A 16,204-nucleotide genomic window follows, 5' to 3' on the forward strand; every position below is an offset into this window, starting at 1 on the left:
ATAATAGTAGGGGCGCAGGGCCTGCGCCCAGTTAGAAATTAGGAAGAAGAAAGAAGTTTTATGTACTTGTGAAAAAACTGACTAGCCAATCTTTGACAGTACGGGTGGCGCGACAGTCATCTTCGTTGTAGTCTTGGATGATTGTTAATAAAGTGCGATCGCCTGTTTCTAACCACTTATCATACCAGTAAATACATTTAGCACCATTGGCTTCTTGTTCACGCCATTCAAACCCCAGCCAACGGGCAATAGTTTTTAACGCATAACTATCTATTGGTAAAGCCACACTTTGAATTAATTGTTCATAAATATCAACAAACCGATTCAGGAGAGGATGAATTTGAGCATGAGGTGTGCGGTACAGTTTTCCCAGGCGTTTGACTGTATCCACTTCATAAGCACAAAAATGATAAATTGGTGCTTGGGGATATTGATTCACTAAATTTAAAAATTGTTGCCAAATTAGAGGTTCTTGTTCTGGTTGTTCCGCCAAAAAAGCATAAAACTGTTCAGTATTAGCAACTCTATCCACAACTAAAACACCTAAAAGATAATTTAAATTTAAATCTGGCTGGGCTTCAATATCAAAATAAAGTTCAATCGGGGCTGTAAAAGTCAGATATTCTAAAGAAAAGGAATCAGCCAGAATCAAGGGTTGTTTGGTGAATACAGATTGGGCTTGGACAACTAATTTAGCTGCCACATTACCATCAAATCCTGTTAAGTTTTCTAAGGTGCTAGGATGGGTCTGTGCCAGTGCTTCTAAAGTAGTGATGTCCAAATTTTGCAGTTGAGTGTAGCGAATCGGTGTTACACCTGGCAACAGAGACAGATGTTCTTGAGATCTCGCTTTCGCATAACAATAATTATACCAGGGACAAAGATTACATTTCTGCCGAGAAATAAAAATTTCCGGTGCTTCCACCGACTCAATAACTTGAATATATTCCTCTAAAATATCCAGCATTTGTGGTGTCCATTTGTCCAAATCCACCACATAAGTTTTATCTTTATCTCGCAATATCAGCCCAGCCTGACTCAGAATCACATCCTGAACCATAGCTAAAACTTGGGCGTGAAAAGCAATAACTACCTGATATTCTTGCTTAGGACGCTTACCCAATTCAATATTAACCGGGACATAGTTCCAATTTCCAAAACGGGATTTCCCCGGCTGTTTCACAAGCAAATCTGGGCGACTCAGCAAAGTATATTTTTCATAATAGGTAGTTAATATTACACCACGACGAATATAACTCACTCCTTGCTGCATCAGTTCTAGAGTTGATGCTGCTCCTGCTTGCCAATCACTCGCAACATAATCCGGTTCGGAATAACTTAACTTTCTGACTATCCGCTGATGATGAAGGCTTTTGTCCTTCTGCACCTTCAGCATTAACTCATTGGGAATCTCTCGCTGAAGATAATCACCATGAACATCTAAAAAAGGTCGTCGCTGACAGCGTTGAAATTGTAGTAAAAGTTGAGCATTGATTAACATCCTTTTAAGCTAACAATAATTCAGAAATTACAGGACAGTTAAGAATTGCATTGTTCAGCCAAATAGTGTAAGTAGGTTGGCGTTGAAAATTGTCGTTATAGCAAGGCAATAGGCAATAGGCAAGAGTAAAGAAGTTTTCAGCGATTTTACGTTTCTTTACACAGTTTGGTTTTATTGCGTTCACCTACTTAGTTCTGGTTTTTCATGAGTGATTATCACCAACACATTATGTCCCACCGGAGTAACCAGCACAGAAGGTTCGACATTTTAGTATAAAACATCACTGTTGGCGATATTTTTCAACACCATATTACCAGCCCAATTAATAATGTCTTGTATTTTCCCAGCTTACATGATTTTCCTCGGTTTTGGCTAATTTAACCTTCCGCGCCTCAAAGGCGGCATTAAAACCATCATCCTTATTGCCATAGAAATAAAGTGTAAATCGTTTTTTGTGGATTTTTGCAACTCTTAATCATTTATCTGCTCATTTCTGGGCTAGATATTGCTACACTGAATTTCATACAAAATCATAATTGTTGTCCCTTGCACCTTGTGAGAGCATAAGGATCAGCTTTCTGGTGTCATCAAGAAAAGAAAGATAAAAGAGCAAATCAAAACATGGTAGACTCCCTCAAAAAACCAAGCTCTGACGAAATTCGTTCTGGAGTTAAGTCCCCGGCGAAAGAAACCCTTTTAACACCAAGGTTTTACACAACCGATTTCGATGAAATGGCGCAGATGGATCTTTCCGTCAATGAAGAGGAATTAGAAGCTATTATTGCAGAATTCCGCATTGACTACAACCGCCATCACTTTGTTCGGGATGCTCAGTTTGAAAAATCTTGGGACTCTATTGACGGAGAAACTCGCAAATTGTTCGTTGAATTTCTCGAACGTTCTTGCACAGCAGAATTTTCCGGCTTCTTGCTATACAAAGAACTCGGCCGTCGCCTAAAGGATAAAAGCCCCCTTTTAGCTGAAGGCTTTAACCTGATGTCACGGGATGAAGCCCGTCATGCTGGGTTCTTGAACAAAGCTATGTCAGACTTTAATCTTTCTTTAGATTTAGGATTTTTGACTAAGAGCCGTAGTTATACGTTCTTTAAGCCCAAATTCATATTCTACGCGACCTATCTTTCTGAAAAGATTGGTTATTGGCGTTATATCACCATTTATCGTCATTTAGAAGCCCATCCTGAAGATCAAATTTATCCAATTTTCAACTTTTTTGAGAACTGGTGTCAGGATGAAAACCGTCACGGTGATTTCTTTGATGCGGTTATGAGAGCGCAGCCACAAATGTTGAATGACTGGAGAGCTAAACTATGGAGTCGCTTCTTCCTGTTGTCAGTGTTTGCAACTATGTATCTCAATGATATTCAACGCAAAGATTTCTATGCTTCCTTGGGCTTGGATGCGCGTGATTATGATATTCATGTAATCAAGAAGACTAATGAAACCGCTGGTAGAGTCTTCCCAGTTATTTTGGATGTTGAAAACCCAGCGTTTTATCAGCGTTTAGATGTTTGCGTCAAGAATAACGAAAAATTGGCAGCAATTTCTAGCTCTAATACTCCTAAATTCCTGCAATTCTTCCAAAAATTCCCAATCTATTTGTCTCATGGTTGGCAGTTATTACAATTATATCTGATGAAGCCTATTGATGCGGCTTCTGCTCACGGACAAGCTCGTTAATTTGAGTTTATTTTTTGAGGAGGTGGTTTTGTCTTGGACAAAACCACCTTTTTTTATCATTGATTTTTGAAAGTAGGGGCAAACCCCCCGTTGTTGCCCAAGAATCAGGGTAGGCACGGGGGCGCTACCCCTACATCAAATCCAAATCTTTTATATAATAAGTTTTACTTATCATGCACAAAAATTTTAGATATCAATTACCGTTTCTGCTGACATTTTGTTTATTTACTAATTTATTACCTGCGGTGGGTGCGGTTGTCTGTCCAACGGATGTTAAAGAATTAAAAGTAGCTGGGTATTATGATAGGGATGGTAGTAACGGACGTAGCGGTAGAGATGGACGCAGTGGGACAAGCCAGATAATAAACGCTGATGGTTCGGCGGTTAATCTTGACTTATCTGGGAAAGATGGTGAAGATGGCGAGGATGGTGAACCGGGTTTTCGTCCTAGTTGTCGGAATTATCAGGAAGAAGGACGAGATAATGTTAATGCCCCCAATGGTGGTGATGGTGGTAGCGGTGGTTCTGGTGGCAATGGTGGTCAGGGTGGCGATCTGACGGTCTATTATACGAATTTGGCAGATTTAAGGAAAATTGCCGTTCGGGCTGTTGGTGGCGAAGGTGGACGGGGTGGAAGAGGTGCTAGAGGTGCGGTGGGTTGTTCCTGTCGTCAACGACGTTGGGAGAGGGAAAGTTGTACAGGAAGATCTGGTACTCTCAATCGTCAATGTACTCAAAAGGTTTATCGGTGTTACGATGGACGCGATGGCAGTGATGGTAGAGATGGGCGTGATGGTAAACCGGGCAGGTTAGGAATTTTAAGTATAGTTAATGGCAAAGAAGTTTTAGCAGATGATAAACCAACTGCGGAAATTGCGGTTTCTCAATTGGCAAATCAACAATTTAATCTTTCTAAAAATAAGTGGCAAATTCGTCAAGGGGCAAAGTCTTTACTTGCCATTGGTTCTGTAATTGCTGATGAATATCGAGAGTTTGAACGGCGTTTGGACGGAAGTTTTAAATTAGTTTGGTCAGAAAAACAGGCTATTAATAATTTTGCTAATCAATCTGTAAAACTCTCTTTAAATGATAATCAAGAAATAGATATTGCTTTTCCTGAAAATCTCTGGGTTGATGGTACTGCTAAAACTACGGGAGGTTTGACGGAGTACACTGTAAATCATGCTATTTTTCAGGAAGATGTGATTAGGTTAGCTGTGGCTGAATTTGCTAATTCGGGACAAAATCTCAGTTTCAGAATAGTTGATTTAGCTGGTAAATCTGATGTGATTAATACTCGGTTTAAAGTGAAATATCGAGCGCGAGATAATTTTGATGATGCTTTTAATCCTCAAATTTTATATGAAGGGGAAGTTCCTGCGGAGTTAGTAAGTCGTAGTTATAATAATTTTACTCTGGCTTTAGGTAAGTTAAAAATTCCTAGTCAAGCTTTAAATCCAGGTGTAAAGGTTGATGTTGAAGTTGTGGCAATTCGTTCTTTAGGTGGACGTTCTATACAGCAAAAAATTAGTTGGCAAGGGGTAATTCGTAAGCGATGATAAGATTTAGATCCCCGACTTCTTAGAGAAGTCGGGGATCTTGTTATCCATAATTATTTTCCCATGTTGCGTTTGAGTTTTTCTAATTCATCTTGGGTTTCCCAACGGCGAAATGTATTTTCTAGGTCATCAAAATTACTATTATAATTAGTAGCTGTATTCCAGCCATGAGTTTCAGTTTCTAATCTTTGTTGGGTTTGTGCTTTGGTTCTTGCTGTTTGTAATTCGGCTGCTTTGATTTGTACTTCTTGACGACGTTGTTGAATTTTGCGAAGTAGTTCTTGGGATTGACTAATGCGTTCTTTTATACCTTGCATTTGTCCCCACATCTGATTTCCTTCTCGCAGTAGTGCTGCTTCTCGTTCTTGGGCTGGGGTGGCTAAGTCTTGTCTACCTGCGGCTTGGGCTTTTTCAATACGGATATGCCATTTTTGAATTTCTTGGGCTGTGGAGAGGATTTCATCTTGCGATCGCTTCTCTTGCAATTGTAACTCGGCAATTAATTTTAATGTATCTTCTTCTTGTTCCCGCAGTTGTTCTAATAGTGCTTCTAACTCTAAATGAGGGTTATTTCGCAAGAATTCTTCTAAACGACTTTCTAAAAACCGACTTAAATCATCAAATAAACTCACTGTTAATACTCCAAAGATTAGATATATGTTTATTTATAACAGGGAACGGGGGGTGGGGGGAGTGGGGGGGGGTAGGGGAGTAGGGGAGTAGGGGAAGTGGGGGGAGTGGGGGGAGTAGGGGGAGTAGGGGGAGTGGGGGAGGTAGGGGGAGTAGGGGAAGTAGGGGAGAAATTTCATTCTTCATTCTTCATTCTTCATTCTTCTGATAGCGTAGCGTGGCGTTAGCCATACTTCTGAATGGGCGCAGGCCCTGCGCCCCTACCTCCTGAACTCCTGTTAAATGGGTGTTACCCAATATTTGATTCCTTGGACAATTTTTTGTTGTAATCCAAATTTGGGTAAATCATCTTCACTCCAGCCTAAATAAGTCCAATGGGGAAGATCACTAACTACAGTTTGAAACCAGCCATTTTCATTTAAAGCCTGTCTTTGGGCTGATGTTGATACTTGTAAATCAATTGCTAATCCCCACAGATGTTGTGATGTGCCAGGGGGGGCAACTAATCCGAGAATTTTTGTTTCTTTTCCGGCTTTTACTTGTGCTAATGTTTCGCTATTTGCGTATTTATTCCAAAATCTTAAATTGGTGGCAAAATTGCGAAGACAATCTCCAGCGTAACCTGATTTTAAAGGAATGGTTGCTAAACTTTTGGCTTGATTTAAAGCGGTGGCGGCTGTTTTTTGTAAATAACATTCTTGTGTGTCATTTACTAAAGCTATATTAATTGCATCCTGAAAAGATTGGGTTGCTGATTCGTTATCTAAAATCACTTTTTGTGGTAGGTTAATTCCTGGCTTTTGATTAATAAATACTGTCCCATAAGTACGCAGTAAAGTATATTCAAAAGTATCAATTTGGGGAATTGTGGGGATTTTTTTGGCGATTACTGCTAAGAAACGCTGTTGATCATCTAATTGCTGATTGGGAATAAATTGTGTATTTACAGATGTTGTTGGGCTATGACAAGGTATGTCGGAGTTAGTTATACAGTCTGCCGTGATTTGAGGGGTTTGTGTTGGCTGACTTTGGGAAATTTTGTGGATAGAGACTAAGCTAACACTAACAAAAATAATTATAGTCACAAATGCTGCTATTTTCAGAACTAGTTTCATGAAAATATTACTTATTTTGAAAATTTCGATTTCATCATATCGCAAAATCCAGTCATTTTTTTGTATTATTAGGTTAATTACTTTCGTGTTTAATCATTTTTATCAAGATAATGAATTTTAAAAACTCTCGCATTCAAACCTTAGTTATTTATGGAATACTAGGAGCGATCGCCCTGGTGATGCTATTTCCATTATTATGGCTGATCAGTACAGCCTTAAAATCACCAACGGAAAATATCTGGCAGTCACCACCGCAATTATTACCCAATCAACCAACATTAGAAAACTTCTCCAGAGTTTGGCAATCTCTACCTTTTGGAACTTATTTATACAATAGTATATTAGTATCAGTATTAACAGTTGGTTTAAATTTGTTATTTTGTTCCTTAGCGGCTTACCCCTTGGCTAGACTATCATTTGTGGGCAGAAATGGGATTTTTATTGCCATTGTGTCCACAATTATGATTCCCTTCCAAATTGTCATGATTCCTTTATATATTTTAACAGTGCAACTAGGATTGCGAAATAGTTACTTAGGGATAATTTTTCCGAGTTTAGCATCTGCTTTTGGTATATTTTTACTCCGACAAGCTTTGATAAGTGTGCCAAAAGAAATTGAGGAAGCGGCTCGCTTAGATGGCAGTTCTGAGTTAGGATTATGGTGGTGCGTAATGCTACCTGCCATTCGCCCAGCCTTAATTACTTTGGCTATCTTTGTTTTTATTGGTGCTTGGAGTGACTTCTTGTGGCCTTTAATTGTCATTCAGGATGAAAGTTTGTATACTCTACCATTGGGGGTAGCTAAGTTAGCGGGAACATTTTCCTTAGATTGGCGGTTAGTGGCTGCTGGTTCAGTAATTTCTATTACTCCAGTGTTAGTATTATTTTTGTTTTTACAAAAATACATCGTCCCTACTGATACGGGGAGTGGAGTCAAGGGTTAAAAATGCAGATAAAAAAATGGCGTTGCTGATTAAGGGTATGAATTTTAGTCTCACGCAAAGGCGAGGCAGCGCGGTCTTGGGGGTTTCCCCCATGAGCGACTGCCGTAGCAAAGACGCAAAGGTAAGATTTTTAAAGGTTCAATTTGGAAATTTCATACCTCGATTCAGCAATGCCAAAAAAATCATCAAGCTTCTGAACCCCGGATATGGCAATCCTGGGAATATGCAAAAGCTATTTTCAATAATTCTAAGTAGGTGAACACAATAAAACCAAACTGTGTAAAGAAATGTAAAATCGCCCAAACCCTCTTCACTCTTGCCTCTTGCCTTTTGCCTTGCCATAACGACAATTTTCAACACCAACCTACTTACCTCCTGACTCCTAGCATTTAGAAAAATGATCAATTCTCCATTACAGTTATTAGTTTTAAGCAATGGTCATGGGGAAGATATGATTGCTGTGCGGATTATTCAGGCTTTACAACAATTATCTTCTCCACCGGATATTTTTGCTTTACCAATAGTGGGTGAAGGACGTGCTTATCAAAAAATAGATATTCCTCCGATTGGTAAAGTGCGAACTATGCCTTCTGGTGGTTTTATTTATATGGATAGCCGTGAATTAATGCGTGATGTTGGCGGGGGGTTGGTGCAGTTGACTCTTAATCAAATTCAATCTATCCGCCGTTGGGTAAGTTCACAAACTAAGTTAGGTAATCAAAAGGCTGTTCTCGCTGTGGGGGATATTGTTCCTTTGCTGTTTGCAGCGATGAGTGGTGCTGATTATGCTTTTGTGGGGACGGCTAAATCAGAATATTATGTGCGTGACGCAATGGGATTGTTACCGAGGAAATCAAAGTCCGCATGGTGGGAAAATTTTTCTGGTTCGATTTACCATCCTTGGGAAAGGTGGTTGATGAGTCGTGGTCGTTGTCGGGCGGTGTTTCCTAGAGATTCTCTGACTACGGAAATTCTCAAAAAATGGTCAATTCCCGCTGTAGATGTGGGGAATCCCATGATGGATGGGTTACAGACAAGTTTGACTGCACAACAGTTCTATCGTCCTGATGCTGAACTCGAAGAGGTGATTCGTCCTTTTGTTGTGACTCTTTTGCCCGGTTCTCGTGCGCCGGAAGCTTACAATAATTGGGAAATCATCATGATTGCTGTATCAGCACTGATGGCTAGTTTACGACGACCAGATTCTTTATTTGGGGCTGCGGGGACGATGATTTTTTTAGGGGCGATCGCTCCTGGTCTAGATTGTGGTATTTTATCACAAAGTTTACAGATCCAAGGTTGGCGACGGTGTGATCAATCTCCTTTACCAATTTCTGACCCCGACAGTTTGACTTTTCAACAAAAAAATTCTTACTTCATCTTGACCCAACAAGCCTATAATGATTGCTTGTATTTAGGTGATGTGGCGATCGCTATGGCTGGAACAGCAACGGAACAATTCATTGGTTTGGGAAAACCTGCGATCGCTATCCCTGGTAATGGTCCTCAATATAACCCCGGTTTTGCAGAAGCCCAAAGTCGGCTTTTAGGCATATCCCTCACCCTCGTCAACCAACCATCACAAGTTCTCCCGGCTATCCAATCTCTCCTCAAAAATCCTGACATCCTCCATGCGATCGCTGGAAACGGCATTCAACGCATGGGACGTGCAGGTGCAGCACAACGGATTGCAGAATGCTTACAAGAAAGGGTAATTGGTCATTAGTCATTGGTCAGTGGTAATTTTCTTCTTCCTTCTTCCTCCTGAACTCCTGATAGCGCAGCGTGGCGTTAGCCATACTCCTGATAGCGCAGCGTGGCGTTAGCCATACTCCTGAATAGCGCAGCGTGGCGTTAGCCATACTCCTGACTGGGCGCAGGCCCTGCGCCCCTACCTCATGACTCCTTTCCTAAACCACCAAACCGGAACGTAAAGCCCGAACTGCTGCTTGGGTACGATCATCAGCACAGAGTTTATTTAAAATATTGCGAACATGAGTTTTGACCGTACCTACAGTAATATATAACTTCTCGGCGATTTGTCCATTGCTGCAACCAGCCACAATCAATGCCAGAATTTCCAGTTCCCGTTGGGTGAGGGGGTAAGTTTCTAAAACTTGTTCATATTCTGTTTCTAGGGCTTCAATTTTGACAGTTTTCGGCTTATCCAATGATTGATGATCACCGGGGACACCTTGGCGCATTTTCCGTAATACTATATTAGCGATCGCCGGATCAATCCAAGAGTTACCATGAAACGTTGCTTGTACAGCCTCAATAAATTTATTAACACTTGTATCCTTCATATAATAAGAATCTGCGCCGGCGGCAAAGGCTGCCAAAACCACATTTTCTGAATTATTCATCGTCAAAATCAATATTTTGGTCTGCGATTGTCCTGTTTCCGCCTGATAACGTCTAAACTTGCGCGTCAGTTCAATCCCATCCATATCGGGTAAACCGATATCTATCACAGCCACATCCGGTTTAGTTGTTTCTAGCAGTTTTAGTCCCAGATTCGCACTAGCCGCCTCACCTACCACCTTAAAACCGCCATGCAACTGCAATTCAGTTTTCAGTCCCATGCGCGTTAAATCATGATCTTCAATTAATAGAATGCTAATGTCACTCATTATTTATTACACCCGTGATAATCAGATGACTTCTGAAGGAAGTATTACCAATAGCAAAAAGTAGGAGAAAAAGCTGATTTTTAAGAATTGTATCTAATTTATCCACCCCTCAGCATATATGATCTGTGAAACAATGAACATCTATCAATAGGAATAGTAAATAATTGATTTTTGAATTTTCATAGCTGTAAAAATCTAGCTAAAGATATATAGATATTTCCCGCAAAACAAATGAAATTATTGAGACAAATCAGAAAAATTACAGTTATGGTACTATTACGAAATTTACAATGGATTCAACACAGCAGTTAGCGAATATGCGAGTATTACTATTATCACACTATGCTATCAGACACAAAAAAAAACTTCTAACCCTGATATCTACGTTAAAAACGTAAGTAGGTGAACACAATAAAACCAAACTGTGTAAAGAAATGTAAAATCGCCTAAACCCTCTTCACTCTTGCCTCTTGCCTTTTGCCTTGCCATAACGACAATTTTCAACGCCAACCTACTTATTTATATGTGTGACGCAAATAATTTTTCACCTGACAATTATTACCAATATTTAGATAAAAACACTTAAGCCAATGGTACATAATGTTTCCATGCAACTCTCACTAATGGGTGAGGACAGTTAATGAATTACTAATTTACAATGTTTTTAAGTGGATAAAGTATTTCTTTTACCTGGAAATAAATCTGCTCATTCACCAGAAAATCGTGTTCATTATTTGTATAATCTAGAAACTGTAAAAATAGAAATGCTGAATATAAATCTGTATTTGACAGCCAGAAGAAAAACCGATGGAAGAGAATCTGAAAATCTTAGTTGTAGACGATGATCAGACTAATGGCTCAATAGTAAGTCTAGCTCTGACCCAAACAGCTATTAGCATGGAAATTGATGAAGTTAAAGATGGGAATCATGCCTTTTTTGCCCTCATCAATAATCACTATGATTGCGTATTTTTTAACTATCACTTACCAAATCAAGATAGTTTCACATTAATCCATAAATTACAATCTTCAGGGATTAAAGTTCCGCTAGTAATTCTCATAGATTCAGACAATGAACAAATAGCCAGAGAGTTGCTAAAATTAGGTGCTAGTGAGTATTTTCTTAAGTCTAGATTATCACCAGAAACCATAGCTCAAATCTTACGCAGTACCATCCGTATACATCATGCTGAAATGCGGCTAGATTTAGCAAACCAAGAGCTTAAAGAAAGTCGTGAACAGCTAGTTTTACAGCAAAAAGAATTAACAGCACAACAGCAACATATTAAATACCAAAACTTTAAACTCTTAGAAATATCTAGCTTCAAATCACTATTTTTAGCCACCATATCCCATGAACTAAGAACTCCCATGAATGCAATTATTGGGTTTTCACAAATTCTCTTACGTCCCAAATTTGGTCAGTTGACAAATCAACAACTAGACATGGTAGAGAAAATTCTCAATAATGGCAAAGATTTACTGCTAAAAATTAATGAAATTCTGGATTTTTCTCAACTAGAATCCGGGAAATTAGAACTAAAGCCAGAAATATTGGATTTATCAAAAGTTGTGAGTCATGCGGTTACAAAAATTCGTCCCTTAGCTGAAGCCAAAAATTTATCTTTGCTAGTTAAAATAGACCTAGAAAATACATTAGTATTTAATGATGCAGTACGGTTACAACAAATTGTCATCAATTTACTTTCCAATGCTGTAAAGTTTACTGAGGCTGGGACTATTTGGGTAGAAATCCAAGAAACAACTCAAAATCAAGTTATAATAACCGTGAAGGATACAGGGATTGGTATTGCTTCTCAAGATTTTCAAAAAATTTTTGCAGCATTTCACCAAATTGATCAAGGTATTGGTCGTAAATATTCAGGTACAGGGTTAGGTTTAGCTATTATTGATTCACTGGTAGACATCATGGGAGGAAAAATAGATATCGAAAGTCAGTTAGGGGTAGGTTCAATATTTAAAATAAAATTACCACGAAAAATAAATTTAGCACCAGATTTAGGGAGTGTAGTTTTTAGTCCTCATCAAAATCCTTTTCATTCTGTATATTCTCCTCATAAAGCTTCAATCAATTATCCCCACTTAAAATTGTAGATTACCAAGAACTTAAATATGTCTAACTTGAAAGAATTCCGAATTTTGTGCGTTGATGATGTCCCAGATAATCTGACTTTAATGCGGACAATCTTAGAAAGCGAAGGCTATGAAATTGATTCAGCAATGGATGGTAAAATAGCCTTAGAAAAAGTCATTAAGTCACCACCGGATTTGATTATCTTAGATGTGATGATGCCAGAAATAAATGGTTATGAAGTTACACAACGGATTCGGAATAATCCTGAAATCAACTATATTCCGATTTTACTACTGACAGCCCGTATTGAAGCTAGCGTAGTTGAAGGTTTAGATATCGGTGCTGATGATTTTCTTCGCAAACCCTTTGAGATTGAAGAATTATTAGCCAGAGTGCGATCGCTCTTAAGATTAAAGCACAGTATTGACGAACAACGCAAAATGACCCTCCAGCGAGAAGACTTTGTTTCTCGTCTTACCCATGATTTACGTACTCCCCTAGTAGCTGCTAATCGAGTGCACAGGAACAATGGATATTTTAGATGTCGTTCCCACCAAACTGCATCAACGCACCCCATTAATTATTGGTAGTAAAGAAAACGTAGCCAAAGTCATGTCTTTTATTAAAACAGATAACTAGACAAAGCTCTAATTAATTAAAAAATCAAACCTCATGTTCTAGACTGAACAAATAAAAGAAAAATAGTCGGTTTTAACCGACTTTAGCTATCAGACAGGGAATTTATTCCCTGGATTCTGGATTCTAAATTCTGGATTCTGAATTCTAATTATGTACCCTATATACCTGCAATAAGCTATCCGTGTCTTTTCTGTGTCATTCATGAACTCTTTAAAAGGCAAAGTCAAGCTATTCTCACCTGTAGGGGGAATTGGGGCAATTGGCAAAGATCACAAACCTCAACCCCCGGTCCAAAATCCCAAATCTAAAATCTAAAATCCTATGGTCAGTTTGTTAGAAAATCCATTGCGTGCCGGTCTACAACAGCAAGGGATGCCCGAACCACAAATAATTGTCATCTTTGGCGCGTCTGGAGACTTAACTTGGCGGAAACTAGTCCCAGCATTATACAAATTGCGGAGAGAAAGACGGATTCCCGCAGAAACCACCATTGTGGGCGTAGCCCGTCGGGAATGGAGTCATGAATACTTCCGTGAGCAGATGCAAAAAGGCATGGAAGAAGCTCACGCTAGTGTAGAACTAGGTGAACTCTGGCAAGACTTTTCTCAAGGTTTATTTTACTGCCCAGGGAACATAGACGACCCAGCCGGCTACCAAAAACTCAAAACCCTATTGGCTGAACTAGACGAAAAACGGGGAACACGCGGAAACCGGATGTTCTACCTTTCCGTCGCGCCCAACTTCTTCCCCGAAGCTATCAAACAACTAGGACTAGGGGGAATGCTAGACGACCCCGAAAAACATCGTTTAGTCATCGAAAAACCCTTTGGACGCGATTTAGCCTCCGCCCAAAACCTCAACCAAGTAGTCCAAAAGTTTTGTAAAGAAAACCAAGTTTATCGCATTGACCACTACTTAGGTAAAGAAACAGTCCAAAACTTGCTGGTTTTCCGCTTTGCTAATGCCATTTTTGAACCTTTGTGGAATCGGCAATTTGTTGACCACGTACAAATCACTGTAGCTGAAACCGTAGGTGTGGAAGACCGGGCTGGCTATTATGAAACCGCCGGCGCACTCCGGGATATGTTACAAAACCACCTAATGCAGCTTTACTGTTTAACGGCAATGGAAGCACCCAACGCTATGGATGCTGATAGTATCCGTACAGAAAAAGTCAAGGTGCTACGAGCTACCCGTTTGGCTGATGTTCATGATTTATCAAAATCAGCTATTCGTGGTCAGTACAGCGCTGGCTGGATGAAAGGACAACAGGTGGAAGGGTATCGAAATGAACCAGGAGTTAATCCTGAATCCACCACTCCCACCTATGTGGCGATGAAGTTTTTAGTAGATAATTGGCGTTGGAAAGGTGTTCCTTTCTACCTGAGAACTGGCAAGCGGATGCCCAAAAAAGTTAGTGAAATTGCCATTCACTTCCGCGAAGTTCCCTCCAGAATGTTCCCCTCCGCATCCCAGCAAGCTAACCCCAACGTTTTGACCATGCGGATACAACCCAATGAAGGGATTTCCCTCCGGTTTGATGTAAAAATGCCCGGTGGTGATTTCCGCACCCGTTCCGTAGATATGGATTTCAGCTATGGTTCTTTTGGAATTACAGCTACTTCTGATGCTTATGATCGTCTCTTCCTTGATTGTATGATGGGCGACCAAACTTTATTTACACGGGCGGACGAAGTAGAAGCGGCTTGGCAAGTGGTTACACCTGCTTTATCTGTATGGGATTTACCCGCAGATCCTACTACAGTGCCTCAGTATGAAGCAGGTACTTGGGAACCAGAAGAGGCAGAATTATTAATTAACCAAGACGGTCGCCGCTGGCGCAGACTTTAATTAGTCATTGGTCATTAGTCATTGGTCATTGGTAAAACAACTGACAACTGACAACTGACAACGAACAACTGACAACGAACAACGAACAACTGACAACTGACAAATATGATTTCCCAAGCACCAACAATTTATTCTTTGCAAGCCCCCAAGGATGTTTCCCTCACCGAAATTGAAGCAGAACTTACTAAAGTTTGGCAAAGTTACGGTATTCAGGGAGAAGACGGTGGTTTACCCGCTGCTACCCGCGCTACAACATTTACTTTGGTGGTTTACGAACCTGAAGAAACCCAGTATTTATTAACTGCAACAGGTTTTTACAAGGGTCCTATTGATGGCATTCTCGGACCTCAAACTAAAACAGCATTGCAGGAATTACAAAAAAAGCACCATCTCTCAGAAACTGGTAGTGCAACACCAGAAACTCTCACTGCTTTGCGGCAAGAATATTTCCAAAAGCAGCACACCGGACCAAATGGAGATAGTCATGGTGCCGCTATGGGCTATACTTTCAGTCCTACGAGTCCCACCATTGCGGACGAAATTGCCATCCGTAACCCCTGCCGGATCATTGCTTTATGTCCTGTGGCTGGGGATGATGAAGGGGTAAAGGCTCAAGTTTCTGCCTATTGCCCAATTCAAAAGCAGTCTTCTAGCACTCTTGTTTGCTGTGAATATATTACACTCACTGGTACTGCTTCGGCATTAGAACGCATTGGGGGCATGATTCCCGCTTTATTAATCGGTGGTTTACCTAAGTTCCTCTGGTGGAAAGCTACACCGGATGCGGCTAACCCTTTGTTTAAACGATTAGCCGCAGTTTGCAATAATGTCATTGTTGATTCTTGCAACTTTAATACACCAGAAGATGATTTACTCAGCTTGCAAAAGTTAGTAGAATCTGGTGTACCTTTGGCTGATTTGAATTGGCGGCGGTTATCTGCGTGGCAGGAGTTGACAGCACAAGCTTATGATGCGCCTAATCGTCGGGCTGCTCTTAGAGAAATTGATCGTGTCAATATTGATTATGAAAAAGGCAATGCTGCTCAAGCCTTATTGTATTTGGGTTGGTTAGCTAATCGCTTAGAATGGCAACCAGTTGGCTATAAACAGGAAAACGGTGATTATGACATCACTTATGTGCAATTCCTGTCTCAAGACCAAAAACACATAGAAGTTGAGTTGGCAGGTGTTCCCATTGCTGATATTGGGGAAATTGTCGGCGATTTAATTGGTTTGCGGTTGAGTTCTACTAATATTCAAGCTAATTGCGGAACTGTGATTTGCTCGGAAACTGGCGGCTGTATGCGAATGGAAACTCATGGTGGCGCTCAGTCGTCTGGTTTGTTCCAACAGGTTACTTCTCTTTCGGAACAAAAGGCAGAGGCTTTGTTGAGTCAACAGGTGCAACGCTGGGGACGTGAGGCTTTATTTGAGGACAGTCTAATTGCAATTGGTAACACGATTAAGTTAGGAAAATAGTTAATGGTAATGGGTAATGGGTAATGGGTAATGGGTAATGGGTAATGGGTAATACTCTTG

At 40.2% G+C, this 16,204-nt stretch carries 12 protein-coding genes and 2 pseudogenes; 10 read left to right on the forward strand and 4 right to left on the reverse strand.

The window, feature by feature from the left end; all coding sequences use genetic code 11:
- Positions 1-58: 58 nt before the first annotated feature.
- Positions 59-1,501, reverse strand: a complete 1,443-nt coding sequence (locus tag HEQ36_RS02935) for a TM0106 family RecB-like putative nuclease (RefSeq protein WP_168637199.1) — start codon at positions 1,499-1,501, stop codon at positions 59-61.
- A gap of 621 nt (positions 1,502-2,122) precedes the next feature.
- On the opposite strand from HEQ36_RS02935, the gene acsF reads away from it, so the two are divergent.
- Both acsF and HEQ36_RS02945 read left to right on the forward strand, forming a co-directional pair.
- Complete coding sequence (acsF, locus tag HEQ36_RS02940) at positions 2,123-3,199, forward strand: magnesium-protoporphyrin IX monomethyl ester (oxidative) cyclase (RefSeq protein ID WP_053538289.1); 1,077 nt, start codon at positions 2,123-2,125, stop codon at positions 3,197-3,199.
- Positions 3,200-3,372: 173 nt separating this feature from the next.
- Positions 3,373-4,758 carry a collagen-like protein gene (locus HEQ36_RS02945; protein ID WP_168637200.1) on the forward strand — a complete coding sequence of 462 codons (1,386 nt, stop codon included), beginning with the start codon at positions 3,373-3,375 and terminating at the stop codon, positions 4,756-4,758.
- Positions 4,759-4,811: 53 nt separating this feature from the next.
- Here HEQ36_RS02945 and HEQ36_RS02950 read toward each other — a convergent pair whose 3' ends face one another.
- Both HEQ36_RS02950 and HEQ36_RS02955 read right to left on the reverse strand, forming a co-directional pair.
- Positions 4,812-5,390, reverse strand: coding sequence for a TIGR04376 family protein (locus tag HEQ36_RS02950; protein ID WP_053538287.1), 579 nt, complete (start codon positions 5,388-5,390; stop codon positions 4,812-4,814).
- Positions 5,391-5,666: 276 nt separating this feature from the next.
- Positions 5,667-6,503, reverse strand: a complete 837-nt coding sequence (locus HEQ36_RS02955; protein ID WP_168637201.1) for a D-alanyl-D-alanine carboxypeptidase family protein — start codon at positions 6,501-6,503, stop codon at positions 5,667-5,669.
- A gap of 110 nt (positions 6,504-6,613) precedes the next feature.
- Between HEQ36_RS02955 and HEQ36_RS02960 the strand changes: the two genes are divergently transcribed.
- Entirely contained in the window at positions 6,614-7,447 is an 834-nt protein-coding gene (locus tag HEQ36_RS02960) for a carbohydrate ABC transporter permease (RefSeq protein WP_053538285.1), read from the forward strand.
- Between the two features lie 397 nt (positions 7,448-7,844).
- Entirely contained in the window at positions 7,845-9,173 is a 1,329-nt protein-coding gene (locus tag HEQ36_RS02965) for a lipid-A-disaccharide synthase-related protein (RefSeq protein ID WP_053538284.1), read from the forward strand.
- Positions 9,174-9,357: 184 nt separating this feature from the next.
- On the opposite strand, the gene HEQ36_RS02970 is transcribed toward HEQ36_RS02965, so the two are convergent.
- Positions 9,358-10,080, reverse strand: a complete 723-nt coding sequence (locus HEQ36_RS02970) for a response regulator transcription factor (RefSeq protein WP_168637202.1) — start codon at positions 10,078-10,080, stop codon at positions 9,358-9,360.
- A gap of 668 nt (positions 10,081-10,748) precedes the next feature.
- Here HEQ36_RS02970 and HEQ36_RS02975 point away from each other — a divergent pair.
- From HEQ36_RS02975 to opcA, 6 genes and pseudogenes are all read left to right on the forward strand, one after another.
- The gene (locus tag HEQ36_RS02975; RefSeq protein ID WP_199924389.1) at positions 10,749-10,925 is read left to right on the forward strand and encodes a hypothetical protein; all 177 of its coding nucleotides are present in this window, start codon (positions 10,749-10,751) and stop codon (positions 10,923-10,925) included.
- Positions 10,888-12,195, forward strand: a complete 1,308-nt coding sequence (locus tag HEQ36_RS02980; protein WP_168637203.1) for an ATP-binding protein — start codon at positions 10,888-10,890, stop codon at positions 12,193-12,195. Before HEQ36_RS02975 ends, HEQ36_RS02980 begins: the two co-directional genes overlap by 38 nt.
- A gap of 18 nt (positions 12,196-12,213) precedes the next feature.
- Positions 12,214-12,693: pseudogene (locus HEQ36_RS02985) on the forward strand (response regulator); the annotation flags it as partial.
- Position 12,694: 1 nt separating this feature from the next.
- A pseudogene (locus HEQ36_RS02990) lies at positions 12,695-12,814 on the forward strand (class 1 fructose-bisphosphatase); the annotation flags it as partial.
- Between the two features lie 321 nt (positions 12,815-13,135).
- Complete coding sequence (zwf, locus tag HEQ36_RS02995) at positions 13,136-14,665, forward strand: glucose-6-phosphate dehydrogenase (protein ID WP_168637205.1); 1,530 nt, start codon at positions 13,136-13,138, stop codon at positions 14,663-14,665.
- 105 nt (positions 14,666-14,770) lie between these two features.
- Positions 14,771-16,144: a glucose-6-phosphate dehydrogenase assembly protein OpcA gene (gene opcA / locus HEQ36_RS03000; protein ID WP_053538277.1), complete on the forward strand. Its 1,374-nt coding sequence runs from the start codon at positions 14,771-14,773 to the stop codon at positions 16,142-16,144.
- Positions 16,145-16,204: the final 60 nt, after the last annotated feature.

This window comes from Anabaena sp. 54, assembly GCF_017355725.1.
Lineage (GTDB): Bacteria > Cyanobacteriota > Cyanobacteriia > Cyanobacteriales > Nostocaceae > Dolichospermum > Dolichospermum heterosporum.

Excerpts from the sequence above, each read along its gene's own strand:
- HEQ36_RS02935 (WP_168637199.1), bottom strand. The coding sequence starts at position 1,501 with ATGTTAATCAATGCTCAACTTTTACTACAATTTCAACGCTGTCAGCGA.
- acsF (WP_053538289.1), top strand. The coding sequence starts at position 2,123 with ATGGTAGACTCCCTCAAAAAACCAAGCTCTGACGAAATTCGTTCTGGA.
- HEQ36_RS02945 (WP_168637200.1), top strand. The coding sequence starts at position 3,373 with ATGCACAAAAATTTTAGATATCAATTACCGTTTCTGCTGACATTTTGT.
- HEQ36_RS02955 (WP_168637201.1), bottom strand. The coding sequence starts at position 6,503 with ATGAAACTAGTTCTGAAAATAGCAGCATTTGTGACTATAATTATTTTT.
- HEQ36_RS02960 (WP_053538285.1), top strand. The coding sequence starts at position 6,614 with ATGAATTTTAAAAACTCTCGCATTCAAACCTTAGTTATTTATGGAATA.
- HEQ36_RS02965 (WP_053538284.1), top strand. The coding sequence starts at position 7,845 with ATGATCAATTCTCCATTACAGTTATTAGTTTTAAGCAATGGTCATGGG.
- HEQ36_RS02970 (WP_168637202.1), bottom strand. The coding sequence starts at position 10,080 with ATGAGTGACATTAGCATTCTATTAATTGAAGATCATGATTTAACGCGC.
- HEQ36_RS02980 (WP_168637203.1), top strand. The coding sequence starts at position 10,888 with ATGGAAGAGAATCTGAAAATCTTAGTTGTAGACGATGATCAGACTAAT.
- zwf (WP_168637205.1), top strand. The coding sequence starts at position 13,136 with ATGGTCAGTTTGTTAGAAAATCCATTGCGTGCCGGTCTACAACAGCAA.
- opcA (WP_053538277.1), top strand. The coding sequence starts at position 14,771 with ATGATTTCCCAAGCACCAACAATTTATTCTTTGCAAGCCCCCAAGGAT.